Origin of the sequence: Pseudomonas sp. SBB6 (genome assembly GCF_024213215.1) — a bacterium.
GTDB lineage: Bacteria > Pseudomonadota > Gammaproteobacteria > Pseudomonadales > Pseudomonadaceae > Aquipseudomonas > Aquipseudomonas donghuensis.
On record NZ_JANAVH010000003.1, the window covers coordinates 23294 to 43776 of the forward strand.

20 protein-coding genes are annotated in these 20483 nt (G+C 61.3%); 11 read left to right on the forward strand and 9 right to left on the reverse strand.

Annotated features, from left to right (window positions below):
* Nucleotides 1-190: 190 nt before the first annotated feature.
* The 6 genes from argR to acs all read right to left on the reverse strand — a co-directional run bounded on the left by argR (nucleotide 191) and on the right by acs (nucleotide 6838).
* Nucleotides 191-1171, reverse strand: coding sequence for a transcriptional regulator ArgR (argR, locus tag NLX68_RS06205; protein WP_010226652.1), 981 nt, complete (start codon nucleotides 1169-1171; stop codon nucleotides 191-193).
* Between the two features lie 98 nt (nucleotides 1172-1269).
* Nucleotides 1270-2034 (reverse strand): ABC transporter ATP-binding protein, encoded by a 765-nt coding sequence (locus tag NLX68_RS06210; protein ID WP_010226650.1) that lies wholly within the window; start codon nucleotides 2032-2034, stop codon nucleotides 1270-1272.
* 66 nt (nucleotides 2035-2100) lie between these two features.
* The gene (locus tag NLX68_RS06215) at nucleotides 2101-2799 is read right to left on the reverse strand and encodes an ABC transporter permease (protein WP_100783128.1); all 699 of its coding nucleotides are present in this window, start codon (nucleotides 2797-2799) and stop codon (nucleotides 2101-2103) included.
* Complete coding sequence (locus tag NLX68_RS06220) at nucleotides 2796-3485, reverse strand: ABC transporter permease (protein WP_010226646.1); 690 nt, start codon at nucleotides 3483-3485, stop codon at nucleotides 2796-2798. The genes NLX68_RS06215 and NLX68_RS06220 overlap by 4 nt, the downstream gene beginning before the upstream one ends.
* A gap of 90 nt (nucleotides 3486-3575) precedes the next feature.
* A complete protein-coding gene (locus NLX68_RS06225) occupies nucleotides 3576-4361 on the reverse strand; it encodes an ABC transporter substrate-binding protein (RefSeq protein ID WP_254283333.1) in 786 nt (261 codons plus the stop codon).
* 515 nt (nucleotides 4362-4876) lie between these two features.
* Nucleotides 4877-6838 (reverse strand): acetate--CoA ligase, encoded by a 1962-nt coding sequence (acs, locus tag NLX68_RS06230; RefSeq protein ID WP_254283334.1) that lies wholly within the window; start codon nucleotides 6836-6838, stop codon nucleotides 4877-4879.
* Nucleotides 6839-7242: 404 nt separating this feature from the next.
* On the opposite strand from acs, the gene NLX68_RS06235 reads away from it, so the two are divergent.
* Nucleotides 7243-7503, forward strand: a complete 261-nt coding sequence (locus tag NLX68_RS06235) for a DUF2790 domain-containing protein (protein WP_254283335.1) — start codon at nucleotides 7243-7245, stop codon at nucleotides 7501-7503.
* Nucleotides 7504-7628: 125 nt separating this feature from the next.
* On the opposite strand, the gene NLX68_RS06240 is transcribed toward NLX68_RS06235, so the two are convergent.
* On the reverse strand, nucleotides 7629-9185 hold the full coding sequence (locus NLX68_RS06240) for a sigma-54-dependent transcriptional regulator (protein ID WP_213570568.1): 1557 nt from the start codon (nucleotides 9183-9185) through the stop codon (nucleotides 7629-7631).
* Nucleotides 9186-9466: 281 nt separating this feature from the next.
* Here NLX68_RS06240 and phhA point away from each other — a divergent pair, with 281 nt between their 5' ends.
* The 5 genes from phhA to NLX68_RS06260 all read left to right on the forward strand — a co-directional run bounded on the left by phhA (nucleotide 9467) and on the right by NLX68_RS06260 (nucleotide 13502).
* Nucleotides 9467-10255, forward strand: a complete 789-nt coding sequence (gene phhA, locus NLX68_RS06245; RefSeq protein WP_254283336.1) for a phenylalanine 4-monooxygenase — start codon at nucleotides 9467-9469, stop codon at nucleotides 10253-10255.
* 41 nt (nucleotides 10256-10296) lie between these two features.
* Nucleotides 10297-10653, forward strand: a complete 357-nt coding sequence (locus NLX68_RS06250) for a 4a-hydroxytetrahydrobiopterin dehydratase (protein WP_036994257.1) — start codon at nucleotides 10297-10299, stop codon at nucleotides 10651-10653.
* Nucleotides 10653-11846: an amino acid aminotransferase gene (locus NLX68_RS06255; protein WP_254283337.1), complete on the forward strand. Its 1194-nt coding sequence runs from the start codon at nucleotides 10653-10655 to the stop codon at nucleotides 11844-11846. The genes NLX68_RS06250 and NLX68_RS06255 overlap by 1 nt, the downstream gene beginning before the upstream one ends.
* A gap of 230 nt (nucleotides 11847-12076) precedes the next feature.
* Complete coding sequence (locus NLX68_RS26440; RefSeq protein WP_010226630.1) at nucleotides 12077-12205, forward strand: hypothetical protein; 129 nt, start codon at nucleotides 12077-12079, stop codon at nucleotides 12203-12205.
* A 100-nt stretch (nucleotides 12206-12305) separates the two neighbouring features.
* A complete protein-coding gene (locus NLX68_RS06260) occupies nucleotides 12306-13502 on the forward strand; it encodes an MFS transporter (RefSeq protein ID WP_254283338.1) in 1197 nt (398 codons plus the stop codon).
* Here NLX68_RS06260 and arfB read toward each other — a convergent pair.
* Nucleotides 13499-13912, reverse strand: coding sequence for an alternative ribosome rescue aminoacyl-tRNA hydrolase ArfB (gene arfB, locus NLX68_RS06265; protein ID WP_115088144.1), 414 nt, complete (start codon nucleotides 13910-13912; stop codon nucleotides 13499-13501). The genes NLX68_RS06260 and arfB overlap by 4 nt on opposite strands.
* Before the next feature lie 326 nt (nucleotides 13913-14238).
* The gene (locus NLX68_RS26500; protein WP_367949525.1) at nucleotides 14239-14898 is read right to left on the reverse strand and encodes a helix-turn-helix domain-containing protein; all 660 of its coding nucleotides are present in this window, start codon (nucleotides 14896-14898) and stop codon (nucleotides 14239-14241) included.
* A 21-nt stretch (nucleotides 14899-14919) separates the two neighbouring features.
* Here NLX68_RS26500 and NLX68_RS06275 point away from each other — a divergent pair, with 21 nt between their 5' ends.
* The 5 genes from NLX68_RS06275 to NLX68_RS06295 all read left to right on the forward strand — a co-directional run bounded on the left by NLX68_RS06275 (nucleotide 14920) and on the right by NLX68_RS06295 (nucleotide 20450).
* On the forward strand, nucleotides 14920-15573 hold the full coding sequence (locus NLX68_RS06275) for a DUF1120 domain-containing protein (RefSeq protein WP_254283339.1): 654 nt from the start codon (nucleotides 14920-14922) through the stop codon (nucleotides 15571-15573).
* A 164-nt stretch (nucleotides 15574-15737) separates the two neighbouring features.
* Complete coding sequence (locus tag NLX68_RS06280) at nucleotides 15738-16373, forward strand: DUF1120 domain-containing protein (RefSeq protein WP_254283340.1); 636 nt, start codon at nucleotides 15738-15740, stop codon at nucleotides 16371-16373.
* A 128-nt stretch (nucleotides 16374-16501) separates the two neighbouring features.
* A complete protein-coding gene (locus tag NLX68_RS06285; protein ID WP_254283341.1) occupies nucleotides 16502-17137 on the forward strand; it encodes a DUF1120 domain-containing protein in 636 nt (211 codons plus the stop codon).
* A gap of 137 nt (nucleotides 17138-17274) precedes the next feature.
* A complete protein-coding gene (locus NLX68_RS06290) occupies nucleotides 17275-17991 on the forward strand; it encodes a fimbria/pilus chaperone family protein (protein WP_115088150.1) in 717 nt (238 codons plus the stop codon).
* Nucleotides 17988-20450 (forward strand): fimbria/pilus outer membrane usher protein, encoded by a 2463-nt coding sequence (locus NLX68_RS06295; protein ID WP_254283342.1) that lies wholly within the window; start codon nucleotides 17988-17990, stop codon nucleotides 20448-20450. Before NLX68_RS06290 ends, NLX68_RS06295 begins: the two co-directional genes overlap by 4 nt.
* Nucleotides 20451-20483: the final 33 nt, after the last annotated feature.

The window sequence follows — 20483 nt, forward strand, 5'->3', positions numbered from 1 at the left end:
TGTTTTACCAAGGCTTTCGGCAATGCGACAAATAGGATCGCAAAGGCGCAGTTTAAACGGTGTGAGGGATGCGGGGACACTACTGTATTCGGGCTGCTGCACAGCCATCGCCGGCAAGGCCGGCTCCCACGAAGGGCTGTGCATACACAAGTACAGTGGGAGCCGGCGTTGCCGGCGATAGCATCGGCGATCAACCGCGCTCGGCGGGCACCGAAGACAGTTCGAACGGGCTGCTGCTACGTCGCTGGTTGCGATCTTCACGCGGCGTTGCACCAAAGAAGTTGCGATAGGCACTGGAGAAATGCGGCCCCGAGGAGAAGCCACAGGACAGCCCGATCTGGATGATCGACTTGCTGGTCTGCATCAGCATCTGCCGTGCCTTGTTCAGGCGCAGCTCCAGGTAGTACTGGCTCGGCACGCGGTTGAGGTATTGCTTGAAGATCCGCTCCAGTTGGCGGCGCGATACACACACATGCTGGGCGATCTCGTCTGTGGTCAGCGGCTCTTCGATGTTGGCTTCCATCAGCAGCACGGCCTGGGTCAGCTTCGGATGGCTGGAGCCGAGACGGTTTTGCAGCGGAATGCGCTGGCGCTCGCCGCCTTCACGAATTCGCTCGACCACCAGCTCTTCAGATACCGCGCCGGCAAGCTCGGCACCATGATCGCGAGCCAGCACCGCCAGCAGCAGGTCGATTACCGACATGCCGCCGCACGCCGTCAAACGGTCGCGATCCCAATCGAACAAGTGGCTGGTGGCAATGACCTTGGGGAAGCGTTCGGCGAAATCATCCTGCCAGCGCCAGTGCACCGCCGCCCGATAACCATCGAGCAGGCCCAACTGCGCCAACGGGTAAACCCCCGCTGACAGGCCGCCGACCACGCAACCGGCACGCACCAGCTGCTTGAGTGCGCTGGCCAGGCTCGACGCCACGGCTTGGGGCGGCTCGTCAGCCAGCAAAAACAACTTCTGGCAACCTTCGAGCTTGCCGGCCCACGGCTCGCCCGGCAAGCGCCAGGCACCTTCGCCAGGTGCTTCGGCCTGCAGGAACGACAGCTCGTAGACCACTTCCGGATGGACCTTCTGGGCAACCCGCAACACCTCTTCAGCCAGCGCCAGGGTCAGGGCCTTGGTGCTGGGCCAGATGAGAAAACCGATTCGCTGGGTGGTCATGGGGTGCGGTCCGAAACCTGAAAAAGGTCAAGAAGTTAGAGCCTGGTCATGCTGCGGGTACGACGCAGCATGACCCATTTTGGTGCAAAACGGCAATCTTACTTCAGGCTGCCCGAAAGGAACTGTTGCAGACGCTCCGATTGCGGGTTGACCAGTACTTCGCGCGGGTTGCCGCTCTCTTCCACCAGGCCCTTGTGCAGGAACACCAGCTGGTTCGACACCTCGCGGGCAAAGCCCATTTCGTGGGTGACCACGACCATGGTCCGGCCTTCCTGGGCCAGCGACTGCATGACCTTGAGCACATCGCCGACCAGCTCCGGGTCGAGCGCCGAGGTCGGCTCGTCGAACAGCATCACTTCCGGCTCCATGGCCAGCGCCCGGGCAATCGCCACGCGCTGCTGCTCACCACCGGACATATGCCCAGGATAGGCGTCCTTGCGGTGGGCGACACCCACCTTGGCCAGGTAATGCTCGGCTTTTTCCAGGGCGTCTTTTTTCGACATGCCCAGCACGTGCACTGGCGCTTCGATGATGTTTTCCAGCGCAGTCATGTGCGACCACAGGTTGAAGTGCTGGAACACCATCGACAGGCGCGAACGCATGCGCTGCAACTGCTTGGGATCGGCGGCCTTGAGCGCGCCGTCCTTGTTGGCCACAAGCTTGAGCTCTTCGTTGTTGAGCAGGATCTTGCCCGCGTGCGGCTGCTCAAGCAGGTTGATGCAGCGCAGGAAAGTACTTTTGCCCGAACCGCTGGAGCCGATGATGCTGATCACGTCGCCTGCCTTGGCCGCCAGGGACACGCCCTTGAGCACTTCGTGACTGCCGTAGCGTTTATGCAGATCTTGGACTTCGAGTTTGTACATGCTGTCGATTCTCACAAAGCAGTCAGTCTTGAGCTAACGCTCAGGGCGAAATAATAGGCGCAGGCCTCAGTGCTTGCGCGGCGCCAGGTAGCCGAGCCAGCGGCGCTCGGCCAGCTTGAACAGGCGCACCAGAATGAAGGTCAGGCACAGGTAGAACACGCCGGCAGTGATGTAGGCCTCGAACGGCAGGTAGTACTGGGCGTTGACCGTGCGCGCCGCACCGGTGATGTCGATCAGGGTGACGATCGACGCCAGGCTGGTGGTCTGCAGCATCATGATCACTTCGTTGCTGTACTGCGGCAGCGCCCGGCGCAGGGCCGATGGCAGGAGGATGCGGCGGTACATCTTGACCCGCGACATGCCCATGGCCTTGGCCGCCTCGATCTCGCCGTGCGGCGTGGCCTTGAGGCTGCCGGCGATGATTTCGGCGGTATAGGCGCTGGTGTTGATGGCAAAGGCCAGGCAGGCACAGAAGGTCGCACTGGACAGCCACGGCCAGAGGAAGCTTTCCCGCACCACTGCGAACTGGGCCAGGCCGTAGTAGATCAGAAACAGCTGCACCAGCATCGGCGTGCCGCGGATCACATAGGTGTAGAGCCAGGCGCTCATGTTCACCAGCGGCTGCTTTGACACCCGCATCAGCCCCAGCGGGATGGCCGCCAGCAAACCGAACAACAGCGACAGCGCCAGCAGCTTGAGGGTGGTCAGCAGGCCGTTCAGGTACAGCGGCAGCGCTTCCCAGATGACGTTGTAGTCGAAAATCATAGATCAGCCGCCTTTACGCCAACCGAGTAGCGCTTCTCGAGGTAACGCAGGGCCAGCAGCGAAACACTGGTGATCACCAGGTACAGCGCCGCTACCGCCAGGAAGAAGGTGAAAGGCTCGCGGGTGGCGTCGGCCGCCTGCTTGGCCTTGAACATCATGTCCTGCAGGCCGACCACCGAAATCAGTGCGGTAGCCTTGGTCAGGACCAGCCAGTTGTTGGTGAAGCCAGGGATCGCCAGGCGAATCATCTGCGGCACCAGCACCCGGAAGAAAATCTGCAGGTTGCTCATGCCATAGGCCATGCCGGCTTCGGCCTGCCCTTTGGGAATGGCCATGAACGCGCCACGGAACGTTTCCGACAGATAGGCACCAAAGATGAAACCCAGGGTGCCGATACCCGCCATCAGCGGATTGAGGTCGATATAGTCGTCAAAGCCGAGCAACGGCGCGACGCGGTTGAGCAGATCCTGGCCGCCGTAGAAGATCAGCAGGATCAATACCAGATCGGGAATCCCACGGATCACGGTGGAATACAGATCGCCGAGCCAGGCCAGCCAGCGCACTGGCGACAAACGCAGCGCCACACCGATCAGACCGAGCACGATGGCCAGGGCCATGGACGACAAGGCGAGCTGTAGCGTCAGCCACGCTCCGTCGAGGATGACTGCCCCGTAGCCTTTCAACATGATGAGGTCCTCGACCTTAGGGATGAAAAAATGGTGCAAACCTCAGAGCCTCTGCTGCTTGCACCATTGAACAGGTGAAACGTCGACGATTTACTTGGCTTCAGGGCCGTAAATGTCGAAGTTGAAGTACTTGTCCTGAATCTGCTTGTACTTGCCGTTGGCACGGATGGCCGCGATGGCAGCGTTGATGCGATCCAGGTTGACCTTGTCACCTTTGCGCACGGCGATACCGATGCCGTCACCGAAGTACTTGGCGTCGGTGAACGACGGGCCAACGAACGCGAAGCCCTTGCCAGCGTCAGTCTTCAGGAAACCGTCTTCCAACAGCGTAGCATCGGCCACGGTGCCATCCAGACGGCCAGCGGCGACGTCCAGGTAGATTTCGTTCTGGGTGCCGTAAGGGACGATGGTCGCGCCTTGCGGAGCCAGGACTTCCTTGGCGAAGCGGTCGTGGATCGCGCCGCGCTGCACGCCGATCTTCTTGCCTTTCAGCTCCGCCAGGCTGTTGCTGACCGCAGTGCCTTCCTTCATCACCAGGCGAGCCGGGGTCAGGTAGTACTTGCCGGTGAAGTCCACGGACTTCTTGCGATCGTCGGTGATCGACATGGACGACAGGATGGCGTCGATCTTGCGCACCTTAAGTGCCGGGATCAGGCCGTCGAACTCTTGCTCGACCCAGGTGCACTTGACCTTCATCTCTTCGCACAAGGCGTTGCCGATGTCGTAGTCGAAGCCGACGATGCTGCCGTCCGGCGCCTTCGATGCGAACGGTGGGTAGGCGGCCTCAATCCCGATTTTCAACGGTTTTTCATCAGCCAGCGCTGCCAGGGAAAACACGGACAGCGCCAAGGCGCCAAGCAGTGCGAGTTTCTTCATCTGGAACTCCATCGGTAAAGGGCAATACAAGGCAGGGTTGACGACTGCCCGATATGCGAATGGGTACAACGCGAGCTGCGCAGGGTCGGCATTGAAGCAGACGCGACGAGCGAGTGATCGGCATTTTAACGACAGCTCCGAAGCCGATATTTCTTCAATGCGACAACTAGTTACAGAAGCGCAGGAACGCAGGGCCGGAGATATTGACAGCTTTCGCGGAATATGCAAAAGCAAAAGACAAATAACCAATCAATGAAGCAATAAGCGGGCCTATTATTGGCAAAGCCTTCTAATCCGGCAAGCGTAGCGTTTCAGCAGGCCAAAAAGCACCGGCAAAATGCCCCAAAAATGCACCCGGGCGTTTCGCTTTGCCCCGCTTTTGTGCGAAAGCGGTGACAGAAGGGTTACCGATGATTGTCGAAGTAACAGAATGCAAAAAGCCCCGCCGGAGTAACCCGGCGGGGCTTTGTTTGGACTCGATCGCTGTGTAGGAGCGGGCTTGCCCCGCGATGCTTTTAGGCCGAAGCCTTGTTCATGTCCTTGTGGGTATCGATCAGGTGCTGCACCACACTCGGATCGGCCAGGGTCGAGATATCACCCAGGCCGTCGTACTCGGCCGTGGCAATCTTGCGCAGGATGCGGCGCATGATCTTGCCCGAACGGGTTTTCGGCAGCCCCGGCGCCCACTGGATGACATCCGGCGAGGCGATCGGGCCGATTTCCTTGCGCACCCAGTTCTTCAGTTCCAGGCGCAGTTGCTCGGTTGTCTCGACACCACCGTTGAGGGTGACGTAGACATAGATGCCCTGCCCCTTGATGTCGTGCGGCACGCCAACCACGGCGGCCTCGGCGACTTTCGGGTGGGCGACCATGGCGCTTTCGATCTCGGCGGTACCCATGCGGTGGCCGGAAACGTTGAGCACATCGTCAACGCGACCGGTGATCCAGTAGTAGCCGTCTTCGTCGCGGCGAGCACCGTCACCGGTGAAGTACATGCCACGGAAGGTCTTGAAGTAGGTATCGACGAAGCGGTCGTGATCGCCGTACAGCGAACGCGACTGGCCCGGCCAGGAATCGAGGATCACCAGGTTGCCTTCGGCAGCGCCCTCGATCAGGTTGCCGAGGTTATCCACCAGCGCCGGCACCACACCAAAGAACGGACGGGTCGCAGAGCCCGGCTTGAGCGCGGTAGCACCTGGCAGCGGGCTGATCAGCACGCCGCCGGTCTCGGTCTGCCACCAGGTGTCGACGATCGGGCAACGCTCCTTGCCGACGGTGTGGTAGTACCAGTTCCAGGCTTCCGGGTTGATCGGCTCGCCCACCGAACCCAGCAGGCGCAGGCTGGAGCCATCGGCACCGGCCATGGCGGCCTGACCTTCGGCCATCATCGCGCGGATCGCGGTCGGTGCGGTGTAGAGGATGTTGACCTTGTGCTTGTCGACGATCTTCGACACGCGGGTAATGTCCGGGTAGTTCGGCACGCCCTCGAACAGCACAGTGGTCGCGCCGTTGGCCAGCGGGCCATAGACGATATAGCTGTGACCGGTGACCCAGCCAACGTCGGCGGTGCACCAGTAGACTTCACCCGGGCGGTAGTCGAACACCCGCTCGTGGGTCAGCGCGGCATAGACCATATAGCCGCCAGTGGTGTGCAGCACGCCCTTGGGCTTGCCGGTGGAGCCGGAGGTATAGAGGATGAACAACGCCTCTTCGGCACCCATTTCCTTCGGCGCACAGTGGCTGGAGGCAACCTTCATCAGGTCTTCGTACCAGATGTCGCGGTGCTGGTGCCAGGCGATGTCGCCACCGGTGCGCTTGCAGACGATGATCTTCTGCACGCTGCTGGTTTCCGGGTTGGTCAGGGCCAGGTCGACGTTGGCCTTGAGCGCGGTACGACGGCCACCACGCAGACCTTCGTCAGCGGTAATGACGATCTTCGATTTGCAGTCGATGATGCGCCCGGCCAGCGCTTCAGGCGAGAAGCCACCGAACACCACCGAGTGGATCGCACCGATACGGGCACAGGCCAGCATGGCAACCACGGCCTCGGGGATCATCGGCATATAGATAGTGACCACGTCACCACGGTGCACATCCTGACCGCGCAGGGCGTTGGCAAATTTGCAAACCTGCTCGTGCAGTTCGCGGTAGGTGATATTGCGGTGCTCGGAAGGGTCGTCGCCTTCCCAGATGATTGCAGTTTGATCGCCACGCTCGGCCAGATGGCGATCCAGGCAGTTGTAGGAAACGTTCAGAGTGCCATCAGCAAACCATTTGATATCGACATGGTGATCGTCGAAGGAGGTCTGTTTGACCTTGGTGAAAGGCTTGATCCAGTCGAGGCGCTGAGCCTGCTCGCGCCAGAAGCCGTCCGGGTTGATCACCGACTGCTGGTACATGGCCTTGTAGGTCGCCTCGTCGGTCAATGTGTTGGCCGCAACCTCGGGACGAACGGGATACAGGGGAGCCGCACTCATCTTTGTTACCTCGGTGTAATAGTTGTTTTTGTATGACCTCGTTGTAACTGTACCAGACTGCGCCGGCCATTCGACGTTGGTAGTAACGACCTCGTCTTTTCTCCCTGCGGCCAGCGACGAAGGGTCAAGACCGGGCCTGCACGGCGGAAAATAAAAATATCCCGGCAGCCTGCCAGACGATTGTTACAGTTTCTGCCAACAGTGTTTATCAAAACCGTGGCTGTTTAAGCGCAGGCCGCACTCCTAGAATTCACCTCGCCAGCAACGGCACCACGATTAACTTTCTTGTAGCCCCCCACGAAGGGAAGTTAATCGGCAACTAATCGTGATAGTTGATCCTGTTGTACACGCGGCGCCACAAGCGCTGCGTGCCCCCTTACGACCTTAGACAGGTAAACATGAAGATGAAAGCTTTACTGGTATTGGCACTGGGTAGTCTTTGCAGCGTGGCCATGGCCGACGAAGTTGCACAAGGCGGCGCCGAGCAGATCCCGGTTGAACAGTACAGTTACGCGCAGCACCTGGACATCGCCAAAGTCATTTCCATGAGCGAAGTGCCGAATGTCTGCGAAGTGGTCCCGGCGCGCATGACCTACGAAGACTCCCAGGGCAAGCGCCACATACTCGAGTACCGAGTGATGGGTAACGGTTGCTCGAACGGTTGAGCCAACGGATCGACCGCCTGCAGCGCCTCGGTTGTTAATCAACGAGGCGCGCTGCACTCATTGAACCTCATGCGTGCAACTAACAACCCGCCGTTATTCCCCTTACTTTATTAACAGCGGATTAATTAATCCGATTTGCCAACGCCATGTTCACGCAACTTGTTGGCAATGGTGGTATGGGAAACACCCAAGCGTTTACCCAATGCCCGGCTGCTGGGAAATTCGCTCAGCAAACGTTCCAGTACCGCTTTCTCGAAACGCCCGACTATTTGCCCCAGGTCGCCCTCAAGGGAGAAGTCACCCAGCGGTTGACGCCCGCCGTACTCCGGCAAGCGAATATGCTCGCTCTTGACCACCCCGCCATCACACAGCGACACCGCCTGGAACAACACGTTCTCCAACTGCCGTACATTGCCCGGCCAGTGGTACTGGCTCAGGCGCTCCATTGCTGCTGGGGCAAGCTTGGGCAGTGAGCAACCGATCTGCCGGCTGGCCTGATCGAGAAAGTGCTCAACCAGCGGCGGCAAGCCATCCAGGCATTCGCGCAATGGCGGAATATGCAGGGAAAGAACGTTGAGGCGATGGTAGAGGTCCTGGCGGAACTCGCCACGGGCACACAGCTCGGACAGGTCGACCTGGGTCGCACAGATCACCCGCACGTCCAGATACACCTCTTCATCGCTGCCTACACGACGAAAGCAGCCGTCCTGCAGAAAGCGCAGCAGTTTTACCTGTAAGCGCGGGCTCATCTCACCCACGCCATCCAGGAACAGGGTGCCGCCAGCCGTCAGCTCCAGCAATCCGAGCTTGCCTTCGGCCCGCGCCCCTTCAAAGGCCCCTGGGCCATAACCGAACAATTCGGTCTCAGCCATCGATTCGGGCAGCCCTGCACAGTTGAGCGCCATCAACGGCGCCTGGCCACGGGGGCTGGCCAGGTGGCAGGCGCGGGCCAGCAACTCCTTGCCGGTGCCGGTTTCACCCTCGATCAGCAGCGGGGCATCCAGCGGCGCCATGCGCCGCGCCTCGCGGACCACCGCCGCCATGACCCGCGAACTCTGGAAAATACTGTCGAAGCCACGCAGCTCCTGCTTGCGCACGTTATAAATGCGCTCACCGATGCGGTCAGCGCGGTGCAGGGTCAATACCGCGCCGGCCAGCGCCTCGCTGTCATCGTGCTCGGATTGCAACGGCGCGATGTCGGCGAGAAACACATCGCCCTTGACCTTGACCCGCAGGCCATTGATACGCGACTTGTTGGCACGCACCAGTTCCGGCAGGTCGAAATCCTCGGCATAACGCGACAGCGGAATGCCCGGCACCTCGTCGACCCGCACCCCGAGCAATTGCGCCGCCGCACGGTTGGCGGCAACGATAGAGCCGCCCATGTCGATCGACAGCACCGGGAAATCCAGGGCACCGAGCAAGGCATTGAGTTCCATGTGCCGGCGCTCGCTGGGCATCAGGCCTACACGCTTGACCCCGAACACCCCGGCAATCGACTCGAATTTTGGTCGCAGGGCCTGAAACTGCAAGTTGATCAGGTTCGGGCAGTGCAGATAGATGGCATTGCCATGCTCGCCGCCGACCTCGCCGCGAGCGACGTTGATGCCGTACTCCACCAGCAGGTTGAGAATGTCGCGCAGGATGCCGATGCGGTTCTGGCAATGCACTTTAATACGCATGAAATGTCCTACTAGAAGGCCTGGTACGCGGCACGGCAGCGATTTTTTTTGCAGCGACCGAATAATTTTCGTAAAGATTATGTGACAGGCAGCCTGTCTTTCAAGGAGCAAACCCCCTGATTTATCGGGATTCTGTCAATTTCGTAAAGTTATCGTTACAAATGCGAGTAACTATCACGGCAAATCAGCCGCCAGGACGCTACAACCGGCACGCTAGCAGGGTAACACTAGGGGTAATGGCTTGATCACATAACAAGAATGGCCCCCAGCAGGAGAGCAGCATGAAACAGACGCAATACGTGGCTCGCGAGCCCGATGCGCAGGGTTTTATCGACTACCCGCAGCATGAACATGCGGTGTGGAACACCCTGATCACCCGCCAACTGAAGGTGATCGAAGGCCGCGCGTGCCAGGAATACCTGGACGGCATCGATCAACTGGGCCTGCCGCACGACCGCATTCCGCAATTGGGCGAGATCAACAAGGTGCTGGGTGCCACCACTGGCTGGCAAGTTGCCCGCGTCCCCGCACTGATTCCTTTCCAGACCTTTTTCGAATTGCTGGCCAGCAAACGCTTTCCGGTGGCGACGTTCATTCGCACCGAACAAGAGCTCGATTACCTGCAGGAACCGGACATTTTCCACGAGATTTTCGGCCACTGCCCGCTGCTGACCAACCCCTGGTTCGCTGAGTTCACCCACACCTATGGCAAGCTCGGCCTGCAGGCCACCAAGGAAGAGCGCGTGTACCTTGCCCGCCTCTACTGGATGACCATCGAGTTTGGCCTGGTCGACACCCCGCAGGGTCGCAAGATCTACGGCGGCGGCATCCTGTCCTCACCGAAAGAGACCGTCTACAGCCTGTCCGACGCACCCGAGCACCAGCCGTTCGACCCGCTGGAGGCCATGCGCACGCCGTACCGCATCGATATCCTGCAACCGCTGTACTTTGCCCTGCCTAACCTCAAGCGCCTGTTCGACCTGGCCCACGAAGACATCATGGGCATGGTCCACACAGCGATGAAGATGGGCCTGCACGCACCGAAGTTTCCACCCAAGGTCGCCGCTTGAGCGACCTTGCAAACCAATAACAACCACTTGCGGAAAACCTTATGAACGCCTTGAACCAAGCCCACTGCGAAGCCTGCCGTGCCGATGCTCCACAGGTCAGCGACGAAGAACTGCCGGTACTGATCAAGCAGATCCCGGATTGGAACATCGAAGTCCGTGACGGCATCATGCAGCTGGAAAAAGTCTTCCTGTTCAAGAATTTCAAGCACGCCCTGGCCTTCACCAACGCCGTTGGCGAAATCTCCGAAGCCGAAGGCCACCACCCAGGCCTGCTGACCGAATGGGGCAAGGTCACCGTGACCTGGTGGAGCCACTCGATCAAGGGCCTGCACCGTAACGACTTCATCATGGCCGCGCGCACCGACGAGGTCGCCAGCACCGCCGAAGGCCGCAAGTAATGCACTTCGGCGCCATCGGGCGCGTACCCGGCGATCCGATCCTCGGGCTGATGGAGGCATATGCCAAGGACAGCAACCCGAACAAGTTCGACCTCGGTGTCGGGGTGTTCAAGGATGCCCAGGGCCTGACGCCGATTCCGGCGGCGGTCAAGCAGGCCGAACAGCGCCTGCTTGAACAGCAGACCAGCAAGAGCTACGTCGGCGGTCATGGCGATGCGGCCTTTGGCCGGCTGATCAGCGAACTGGTGCTGGGCAGTGATTCGTCGCTGCTCAGCAACCAGCGCGCAGGCGCCACCCAGACCCCGGGCGGTACCGGCGCCCTGCGCCTGGCGGCGGAGTTCATCGAACACTGCCTGCCGGGCCGCGGCATCTGGTTGAGCGATCCGACCTGGCCGATCCACGAGACCATCTTCGCCGGTGCCGGCCTCAAGGTCAGCCACTACCCCTACGTCGGCGCCGACAATCGCCTGAACGTGGCGGGGATGCTGGCCGCCCTGCAAGCGGCACCCAAGGGCGATGTGGTACTGCTGCACGCCTGCTGCCATAACCCGACCGGTTTTGACCTGTCTCGGGATGACTGGCACGCGGTGCTTGAGGTGGTGCGCCAGCGCGAGCTGCTGCCGCTGATCGACTTTGCCTACCAGGGCTTTGGCGACGGCCTGGAGGAAGACGCCTGGGCGGTACGGCTGTTCGCCGCTGAACTGCCCGAGCTGCTGATCACCAGTTCCTGCTCGAAGAACTTCGGCCTGTACCGCGAGCGCACCGGCGCCCTGCTGGTGTGCAGCCATGATGCCGAGAAGCTGCTGGATGTGCGCAGCCAACTGGCCCTGCTGGCGCGCAACCTGTGGTCGACGCCACCGGATCATGGCGCGGCGGTAGTGGCGCAGATTCTTGGCGACGCCGACCTCAAGCGCTTGTGGGTCGAAGAAGTCGACGCCATGCGCCAGCGCATCGCCGAGCTGCGGGTCGGGCTGGTCGAGGCCCTGGCACCCCATGGCCTGAGCGAACGTTTCACGCACATCGCCGAACAACGCGGGATGTTCTCCTACACCGGCTTGTCGCCGGAGCAGGTCAAGCAACTGCGTGAACGGCACAGCGTGTACATGGTCGGCACTGGCCGGGCGAACATCGCCGGCGCCGATGCGGCACGCCTTGAAGCACTGGCTGCCGCCATCGCCGACGTCTGTCGCTAAAAGCATCGCCGGCAAGGCCGGCTCCCACACGGGATCTGCATATACCAAACCCTGTGGGAGCTGGCCTTGCCAGCGATGGGCTGCGAAGCAGCCCCGAAGATCCCCCGCTCTTCAACACCAATCAGCAGGAAAATTCATACTGTCATTCAGACTCCTGTATCCTGCACGGGCTTTCACAAGCCCATGCGCGCCTTGCGCAGCCTTTCCATACACTTGCGAGGAACGACGAGATGCATGAAATCCCGAATCTTCCCTTCCCAAGCCTGAACCCAGAAGAGCAGACTCCTGCCACTCACAGCGCCGAAGCAGCCCAGGCTGACCACGACGGTGACGAAACTTCCAGCGCCGACCAGGAATAATCGCGCAACGATCAGACTGTGTGAAAACGGCTGATGCAGGGACCACCCCGTCAACACGTTTTCACACCGTCAAGAATTCCTCTTCTACGAAAGCCCGCACATGCCCGACTCACCGCGCCCCCTTGCGGTCACCCTGCAAGTCGTCTCCATCGTCCTGTTTACCTTCATCGGCTACCTGAACATCGGCATCCCCCTGGCCGTGCTGCCCGGTTATGTGCATAACGACCTGGGCTTCGGCGCCGTGGTTGCGGGCCTGGTGATCAGCGTCCAGTACCTGGCCACCCTGCTCAGCCGTCCGTATGCCAGCCGCATCATCGACAACCAGGGCAGCAAGCGCGCAGTGCTCTACGGCCTGGCCGGCTGCGGCTTGAGCGGCGTGTTCATGTTGATTTCGGCGTGGCTGCAGCATGCGCCCTGGCTGAGCCTGGCCAGCCTGCTGGTCGGGCGCCTGGTGCTGGGCAGCGCCGAAAGCCTGGTCGGCTCCGGCGCCATCGGCTGGGGCATTGGTCGGGTGGGCGCGCAACACACTGCCAAGGTGATCTCCTGGAACGGCATCGCCAGTTATGGTGCGCTGGCCATCGGCGCGCCGCTGGGCGTAGTACTGGTGCAACAGTTCGGTCTGTGGAGCATGGGCGCCAGCATTTTGCTGCTGTGCGTGCTGGGCCTGGCGCTGGCCTGGCCGAAAACCGCCGCCCCTGTGGTTGCCGGTGAACGCCTGCCGTTTCTGCACGTGCTTGGCCGGGTGTTCGGCCACGGCTCGGGGCTGGCCTTGGGCTCGATCGGCTTTGGCACCATCGCCACCTTCATCACCCTGTACTACGCCAGCCACAACTGGAACAACGCGGCGCTGTGCCTGAGCCTGTTCGGCGCCTGCTTCATTGGTGCCCGACTGCTGTTCGGCAACCTGATCAACCGTATCGGTGGTTATCGGGTGGCGATCGCCTGCCTGTCGGTGGAAACCCTCGGCCTGCTGCTGCTCTGGCAGGCTCCGAGTGCCGAGCTGGCCCTGGCCGGTGCGGCGCTGAGCGGCTTTGGCTTCTCGTTGGTGTTCCCGGCCCTGGGGGTCGAGGCAGTCAATCTGGTGTCCGCCTCCAATCGCGGCGCAGCCGTGGGCGCCTATTCGCTGTTCATCGACCTGTCGCTGGGGATTACCGGGCCAGTGGCTGGGGCGATTGCTGCCGGCTTCGGCTTTGCCTCGATCTTTGTCTTTGCCGCTGGCGCGTCATTCTGCGGTTTGCTGCTGAGCCTGTATCTGTATCGCCAAGCCCGTCTGCAGCCACCACGACACCTGGGTTAATAATCGATCTTGCCGCGCCCGGCCTTGATGGCCCCACGCTTGCTCTTGGTGTCCAGGCGCCGGGTCTTCGAACCCAGGGTCGGCCGGGTCGGGCGTCGCGCCTTCTCGACCTTGATGGCCGAGAGGATCAGTTCGCGCAGGCGCTCCAGGGCATCGGCACGGTTTTGCTCCTGGGTTCGATACTGCTGGGCTTTGATGATGATCACCCCGTCACGGGTGATGCGGCTGTCACTCAGCGCCAGCAGGCGCTCCTTGTAGAACGCCGGCAACGATGAGGCCTGGGTGTCAAAACGCAGGTGCACGGCGCTGGAGACCTTGTTGACGTTCTGGCCGCCGGCGCCCTGGGCGCGGATGGCGGTCAACTCGATCTCGTCGTCCGGTATCTGCACCGCGTTGGATAACTGCAACATCGTAAATCCTTTAAAAACAATGAGGCCGGTTGCTCAACAGCGTTCACGAGCGCCCCCCTCCGCCCCCTGGCACAGCACCTCAGCCACCCGGTGCACGCAGCCCTGATCAACTGGGGACAATTGGCGAAACAAAATCAGTAGCTCGTTTTCGACTTCGCTCAAGGCTTGCACCGATGAAGCGTCACGTTCCGTGTTGAATGCGCAGGTTTTATGCTCCGACATGATCACCCTTCCCTAACGAGACTGAATGCATCGACGTTACGAGCAATTCCCTGCGGACCCACTAGGACTGTTCCGAGCGTTTCGTAGGAAACCTGAGATAATGGCTATGCGCCACCACCTTTCGCGTCGTGCATGGCCCCGACAATTCTATGCACAACTTCTTGGTCGGCGATAGCCAATGATCGGTATTGAGCCAGCAATCGCTGTTCCGGCTCGTTCAACGAAGCGCCACCATCAATCGTGCGCACACCCGTAATCACGTATCGCACATCGACACCTGCGCCTGCTACCGCCGCCAGGTAAGCGGCGTCCGGGTTGCGCTCGCCTTTTTCATAACTGCCCTGGGTATTGCGGTTGACCCCGCCAAGCTGGGCGAAATCATCCTGACGCAAGCCCAGACGGGTACGCTCCTGGCGCAATCGTTCTCCGCTCTCTGCCGATTTCGGTGCAGTATTTGCACAATTTTTCAAACAAAACCCCTTTACACGAACATTTTTTTGGGCATAATCGGCATCCGAACAACACAGACGGCCTTGCCGAGCACTATGCTCCCGCTGTTTACCCTGGGCAAGGCCAAGCAAAGCACATAAAACCAAACATTCGCACGTTCTATCGTCTAACAAAAACGTGTGAAAAATCGTCACGGATGACACAGGATCAGGGATTCGTCCCTGGTAACTGGCAGAGCAAGCTTGCCTTACGCTGCCTGAAGAACCATCCGCTGCCGATTCCTGCATAAGACCCACAACGGCACGGAGGTTCATTCATTTTCAAAGGACCGAACAATGAGCACCAAACCTTTGTGCACCCTGACCGCACTGCTGACCTTTGTCAGTGCTGGCGCACATGCCAGCACTACTGACGTCAACATCAGCGGCACCATCACCCCGGCAGCCTGCACGCCGTCGCTTTCCGGAAACGGCCAGGTCGATTTCGGCAATATTTCCATGCCCGAACTCCCCCCCCAACCCGTCATTCCCGATCACTCGATCCTGCCGCCGCGCAACCTGACCTTCACCGTCGTTTGCGACCGTCCAACCCGTTTCGCCCTGGTAGCCACCGGCAATCGCCGCGATAGCGCCTCGATGCCAGCGCCCAGAGCTTTCGGTTTGGGCACCACCACCAGCGGCGAGGCCCTGGGCTTTTACAGCGCGGTGTGGGCAGACAGTGACGCGACCCTCGACAGCCTGCCAGCCGACACCCTCTATTCCGAAGACAAAGGCAGCACCTGGACGCGCATGCCCGGTGGCGGCTTCGAGCACCTGGGCGACAAGCCCGACTCACGCCTGGGCTTTGCCCGGCGCGGCCAGAACAGCCCATCAGCCGCCGAGCAGTTGAACCTGCGGCTGGAAGTTACGGGCTGGCTGCGCAACGACATGACACATCTGGACGAAGAGCTGCTGGATGGGCACATGGTCATCGAGCTGCAGTACCTCTAGCCGGTCACAGAACGCAAACGCGTAACGGTCCTTCACCGACCGCATAAAAGAGCCCGCCGAACGCCCGCGACTTTTCCCTGCCATTGGCCAGGGAGCGGTCAACTGCGCCCGCGAAACGGGACACCTCGCAGTACCCAACACCAACACTTAAAAGGAAAACCGTTGTGAAAAACTCCGTCCTGTCCCTTGCTGTGCTGATGTCCCTGGCAACGGCCAACGCCATAGCCGCCACCACTGACCTGACCGTGACCGGGATCATCACCCCGGCCGCCTGCACGCCGACCTTGAGCAATGGCGGCTTGGTCGAATACGGCAGCCTCGCCTTGAGCGACCTCGAAGAGCCCCCTAGCCAGTACCAGCTACCGGCGAAGTCCTTGAACTTTTCCATTGAATGCAGCGCGCCTACCACCTTCGCCTTGATCGCCAACGACAACCGCCGCGACAGCAGCCCCGCCAGCCCGTGGCTGTTCGGGCTTGGCAAGCACCAGGACCAGTCGATCGGGCAATACGGCATGGTCTGGGAGTACGAAAGCACCGTGGTCGACGGCGCACAAGGCCTCAACCTGTTTTCCAATGATGGGGGCAACAGTTGGACCAACGTCACCAACGGCGCCCTTCACGACGCCGGGCGAGCGCCAAATACGCTCACAGGATTCTCCAGCGGCACTAACCTGGGCCCGACGCCAGCAACCAGTGTCAACGTAACCATGGATGTGCGCGGCAGCATCAACAAAGGCCTGACCCTGAACGGCGCCATGGAGCTGGACGGCAGCGCGACCATCGAAGTCATCTACCTCTAACACCCGCCGCTGACACAAGAGCCCGCCGAACGCCATCCCCTCCCTGCTGCCCGTTACCTGGGGGGGGGGGGACGACCGTATTCGCGATACGGGCCACCAGCAACCGCCAACACCAGAAGGAAAGCGTTGTGAAAAAGTCCGCACTGTCCCTTGCTGTGCTCGTGAGCCTGGCGTCTGCCACGGCCATGGCCGCGACCACCGACCTGACCATAACCGGCAACATTACGCCATCGGCGTGTGCCCCGACATTCGCCAACGGTGGTGTGGTTGATTATGGCTCCCTCGCGGTAACCGAGCTTGAAGAAATTTCTTACGGCTACCTGCTGCCTGCAAAGTCGCTAAACCTCTCCATCGAGTGCAGCACCCCGGCGACCTTTGCCCTCATCGCCAGTGACAATCGCCGAGACAGCGGTAGCGCTTCCGGGGCAGTGTTCGGCCTTGGCAAGCATCAGGACCAGAACATTGGTGGATACCTGCTCAGATGGAATAGCGAAGATGTCCTGATCGATGGCGTGCAAGGCACGACCGTGGAGTCACTGGACGCCGGCAACTCCTGGACCATTGTCCCGATCGCCATGATTGAAGAAGCAGGGTTCATGCCTACCTTTCGGGTCGGCTTCTCCACGGGTGTCGAGCCCAGGCCTTCAGCAGCGAGCAGCGTGAGCGTCGTCATGAACATCCATGGTCATGTCAAAAAGGAGCTGCCTTTCAGCGACCGCGTAGAGCTGGACGGCAGTACGACCGTTGAGCTGGTCTATCTCTAGTCGCTCACTCCAGGGGTCGTGAACAAGGATTCTCGCGACCCGGCCCTACTCCACGGCCAGCGCACTCCCCCGCTTCGAGCTTGCCGGATGCAACTCGAGGGGAGCTGCGCTCGGCACCGCACAAGAACCTTACAACCATGACTATTGCGTGCAAATCCTTTGCCGGCAGCCTGCTGCCTGCGATTCTCATCTGCACCCTACCTCTGATACAGGCACACGCCGACGGTATGGTGCCCCGAACCTCGGTGGTGATCGTTGAAGAAGCCCGCGCCAACGGCAGCGACTTCGTGGTCACCAACACCGACCCCCATGCCGCCCTGCTGGCGGTATTTATCGAAAACCCGAGCGAAGACACCGACAACCTGCTGGTGGTGCAGCCCACGGTGGCCCGGGTGGAGGCAGGTAAAGAGCAGCAAGTGATTTTCCACTACGTGGGTAACGAGCCGCTGCAGACCCAACGCCTGCGCCGGGTGATCTTCGAAGGCATCCGCGAAACCGCGCCGGGCGACCCCGGGGCCATGCGGGTCAACTTCGGCGTGCGCCAGAACCTGCCGGTGATCCTTCACCCCAAGGGCCTGGCACGCAACAGCGAACCCTGGAAAGGCCTGGCCTGGCGCATCGACGGCAAACAGCTGCGGGTGGAGAACAACACGCCTTACGTGGTGCGCCTAGCCCAGGAACTGAAACTGCTGCCCGGGCAGCACGCCCTCGACCTTGGCCGCACCTACGTGCTGGCCAACGAAACCATCACCCTCGACTTGCCTGATGCCGCCGCCGCGGCCAACACCGTGCGCTTTCAACCAGCCACGGTCTATGGCTTTGCGGTCGATCCCTATGAGGCAAGCATCCTGTGAAGGTCATCGTTGATGCCATTGGCAAACCCCGCCCGCGCGAGCAATTGATACTGGGGTTGTGTCTCACCCTGCTGGGCCTGGAGACTTTCAAGCCGGCGCGCGCGGCCAATGAACCGACCCCGCCCGAGCACAGCGTGTTCGACCAGGAGGTACTGCGCCAGCGCGGTATCGACCCTAAACTTGCCGCCCTGTTCGGCCGGCAAACGCGCTTCCCGCCTGGGCGCCAGCAGGTCAGCCTGAGCGTCAACGGCCGCGACAAGGGCACCACCCAGGCGCGTTTCGGCGAGGATGGCAGCCTGTGCGTCGATGACGCCTTGCTGGCCTTCGCCGGGCTGCGCCAACCCGCCGAATGGTCCACCACCCTGGATGAACAGGACATGCCCGCCGACCCGGACTGCCGGGCCCTGGGCACGGCCTTCCCCCAGGCCCAGGTCGAATTGCAACCCGGCCAGCACCAGGTGCGGTTATTCGTGCCGGACCAGGCGCTACTGGACGAACGACAATGGTCCGATGACTACAGCCAGGGCGGTGTCGCCGGGCTGTTGAACTACGACATCTTCGGCTCGTTCAACCGCTATGACGGTGAGTCCAGCCGTTATGCCGCAGCCAACACCGAAGTGGGGGTGAACCTGGACAACTGGATCCTGCGCAGCCGCCAGGTGCACAGCCGCTTCGACGGCAAGGTGCGCAGCGAGATGCTCGACACTTATGTGCAACGCAGCTTCGCCCAGCAGCGCAGCCTGTTCCAGGCCGGCGAGATCAGCCTCGTCAACCCGGTGCTCAACGGTGCGCAGATCATCGGTGCGCAGGTCACTCCCGAGTACGGCCTGCTCTCGCAGTTGGACACCGCCAGCGTACAAGGCATCGCCAACAGTCAGGCGCGGGTCGAGGTGCACCAGAACGGCGCCTTGTTGTACAGCACCGTGGTGCAGCCTGGGCCCTTCACCCTCACTAACATACCGCGCATTACCTCGCGTTCTGATCTGGAAGTGACGGTGATCGAGACCAATGGCGAGCAACGGCGCTTTCGTGTGCCGGCCAGCCTCGCGGCCAGCGCTCGCCCGCAAAGCGGTTACAGTGTCGGCGCCGGCGTGGTGCGCAGCCATGGTCATGGCACGGACGACCCGGCGGTGGTGAGCCTGGGCCAGACCGGCGCGCTGGGCGACACCTCAAGCTTGAGCAGCGGCCTGATCCTCGCCCAGGGCTATCGCAGCTTGGGCGCCAGCCTCGGCACGGCGCTCACGCCACTGGTCAGCGCTGAAGTCTTTGCCATCGGCACACACGCCAGCAGCCTCGACCAGCAAGGCGCGCAACTGGGCGGCCAGCTCAACTGGCAACTGCACGAGCAATGGAGCAGCCTGGTGGCCGGCAACCACCGCAGCCGCGGCTACCGTGAACTGCTCGACAGCACCTACCGCGACAACGATCAGTTCATCTCCAGCTACCGCGACCAGTTCAGCACCAGCCTGCGCTGGGCCAGCCACACCCTGGGCAGCCTCAACCTGGGTTACACGCAAACCACTTATTACGAGCACGACAGCAGCCAGCGGCTGTTCCTGTCCTGGGGCAACAGCTACAACGGTGTAACGCTCTCGGCGACGGTGGAAAAAGCCCTCGGAAGCAACGATGGCTACAACGACGACGCCCTGTACTTCAGCGCCAGCATCCCGTTGGATGGTCGTCGGCGCCTGCGCAGCAGCGTACGCCATAACGACACTAGCACCACTAGCACCGTTGCCTACAACGAACAGGTCAACGACAGCTTTGGCTACCGCCTGGGTGCCGAGCATCGTTCGGGCGATTCCAGCACCCTGGCCAGCGCCGGTCTTTCCGCGTTACCGCGCTACACCCAACTGGACCTGAACTACAGCGGTGATGGCGATAACACCAACTACAACCTGGGCCTGCGCGGCGGTATCGCGGTACATGGCGCCGGGATCACACCCTCGCCCTACCCGATCCGCGACACCTTCGCGATCCTTTCGGTCACCGACACCTCCGGGGTCAAGGCCAGCACGCCAAGCGGGCCGGTGTGGACCGATTACGCCGGCAACGCGGTAATCGCCTCGCTGGCCGCCTATGGCAAAAGCCCGGTCGAGGTAGACAGCCAGAGCCTGCCGACCCACATCAATGTCGACCAGGGTGCCGGTGTGCTGCACGCCAGTCGCGGTGCGGTGCCGCGCCTGAGTTTCCGGGCCTGGAGTACCCGGCGGGTACTGCTGACCTTGCTCGACGACAGCGGCCAGCCCTTGGCCAGTGGCGCTTCGGTGTTCGACGACCGCGGGCGTTTCATCAACCTGGTGCAGCCGGGCGGACTGGTGTTCATCGACAACAGCGCCGACATCGGTCACCTGATCGTCAGCGATCACCAGGCCCGCGAGTGCCGCGTCACCCTTGATCCGGACACTGTCGCCGTCAGTGACAGCTACTACACCCAGGTCCAACGCACCTGCAGTTGAAGCCCTTTCGCGACGACATGACGCCAGACGGCA

Bases quoted from the DNA above. Each gene is read 5' to 3' on its own strand.
- NLX68_RS06210 (WP_010226650.1), bottom strand. From the start codon at position 2,034: ATGTACAAACTCGAAGTCCAAGATCTGCATAAACGCTACGGCAGTCAC.
- NLX68_RS06250 (WP_036994257.1), top strand. From the start codon at position 10,297: ATGAACGCCTTGAACCAAGCCCACTGCGAAGCCTGCCGTGCCGATGCT.
- NLX68_RS06290 (WP_115088150.1), top strand. From the start codon at position 17,275: ATGACTATTGCGTGCAAATCCTTTGCCGGCAGCCTGCTGCCTGCGATT.
- acs (WP_254283334.1), bottom strand. From the start codon at position 6,838: ATGAGTGCGGCTCCCCTGTATCCCGTTCGTCCCGAGGTTGCGGCCAAC.
- NLX68_RS06225 (WP_254283333.1), bottom strand. From the start codon at position 4,361: ATGAAGAAACTCGCACTGCTTGGCGCCTTGGCGCTGTCCGTGTTTTCC.
- argR (WP_010226652.1), bottom strand. From the start codon at position 1,171: ATGACCACCCAGCGAATCGGTTTTCTCATCTGGCCCAGCACCAAGGCC.
- NLX68_RS06235 (WP_254283335.1), top strand. From the start codon at position 7,243: ATGAAAGCTTTACTGGTATTGGCACTGGGTAGTCTTTGCAGCGTGGCC.
- NLX68_RS26500 (WP_367949525.1), bottom strand. From the start codon at position 14,898: ATGAACCTCCGTGCCGTTGTGGGTCTTATGCAGGAATCGGCAGCGGAT.
- NLX68_RS06240 (WP_213570568.1), bottom strand. From the start codon at position 9,185: ATGCGTATTAAAGTGCATTGCCAGAACCGCATCGGCATCCTGCGCGAC.
- NLX68_RS06215 (WP_100783128.1), bottom strand. From the start codon at position 2,799: ATGATTTTCGACTACAACGTCATCTGGGAAGCGCTGCCGCTGTACCTG.
- NLX68_RS06260 (WP_254283338.1), top strand. From the start codon at position 12,306: ATGCCCGACTCACCGCGCCCCCTTGCGGTCACCCTGCAAGTCGTCTCC.
- NLX68_RS06275 (WP_254283339.1), top strand. From the start codon at position 14,920: ATGAGCACCAAACCTTTGTGCACCCTGACCGCACTGCTGACCTTTGTC.
- NLX68_RS06220 (WP_010226646.1), bottom strand. From the start codon at position 3,485: ATGTTGAAAGGCTACGGGGCAGTCATCCTCGACGGAGCGTGGCTGACG.
- NLX68_RS26440 (WP_010226630.1), top strand. From the start codon at position 12,077: ATGCATGAAATCCCGAATCTTCCCTTCCCAAGCCTGAACCCAGAAGAG.
- phhA (WP_254283336.1), top strand. From the start codon at position 9,467: ATGAAACAGACGCAATACGTGGCTCGCGAGCCCGATGCGCAGGGTTTT.
- arfB (WP_115088144.1), bottom strand. From the start codon at position 13,912: ATGTTGCAGTTATCCAACGCGGTGCAGATACCGGACGACGAGATCGAG.
- NLX68_RS06255 (WP_254283337.1), top strand. From the start codon at position 10,653: ATGCACTTCGGCGCCATCGGGCGCGTACCCGGCGATCCGATCCTCGGG.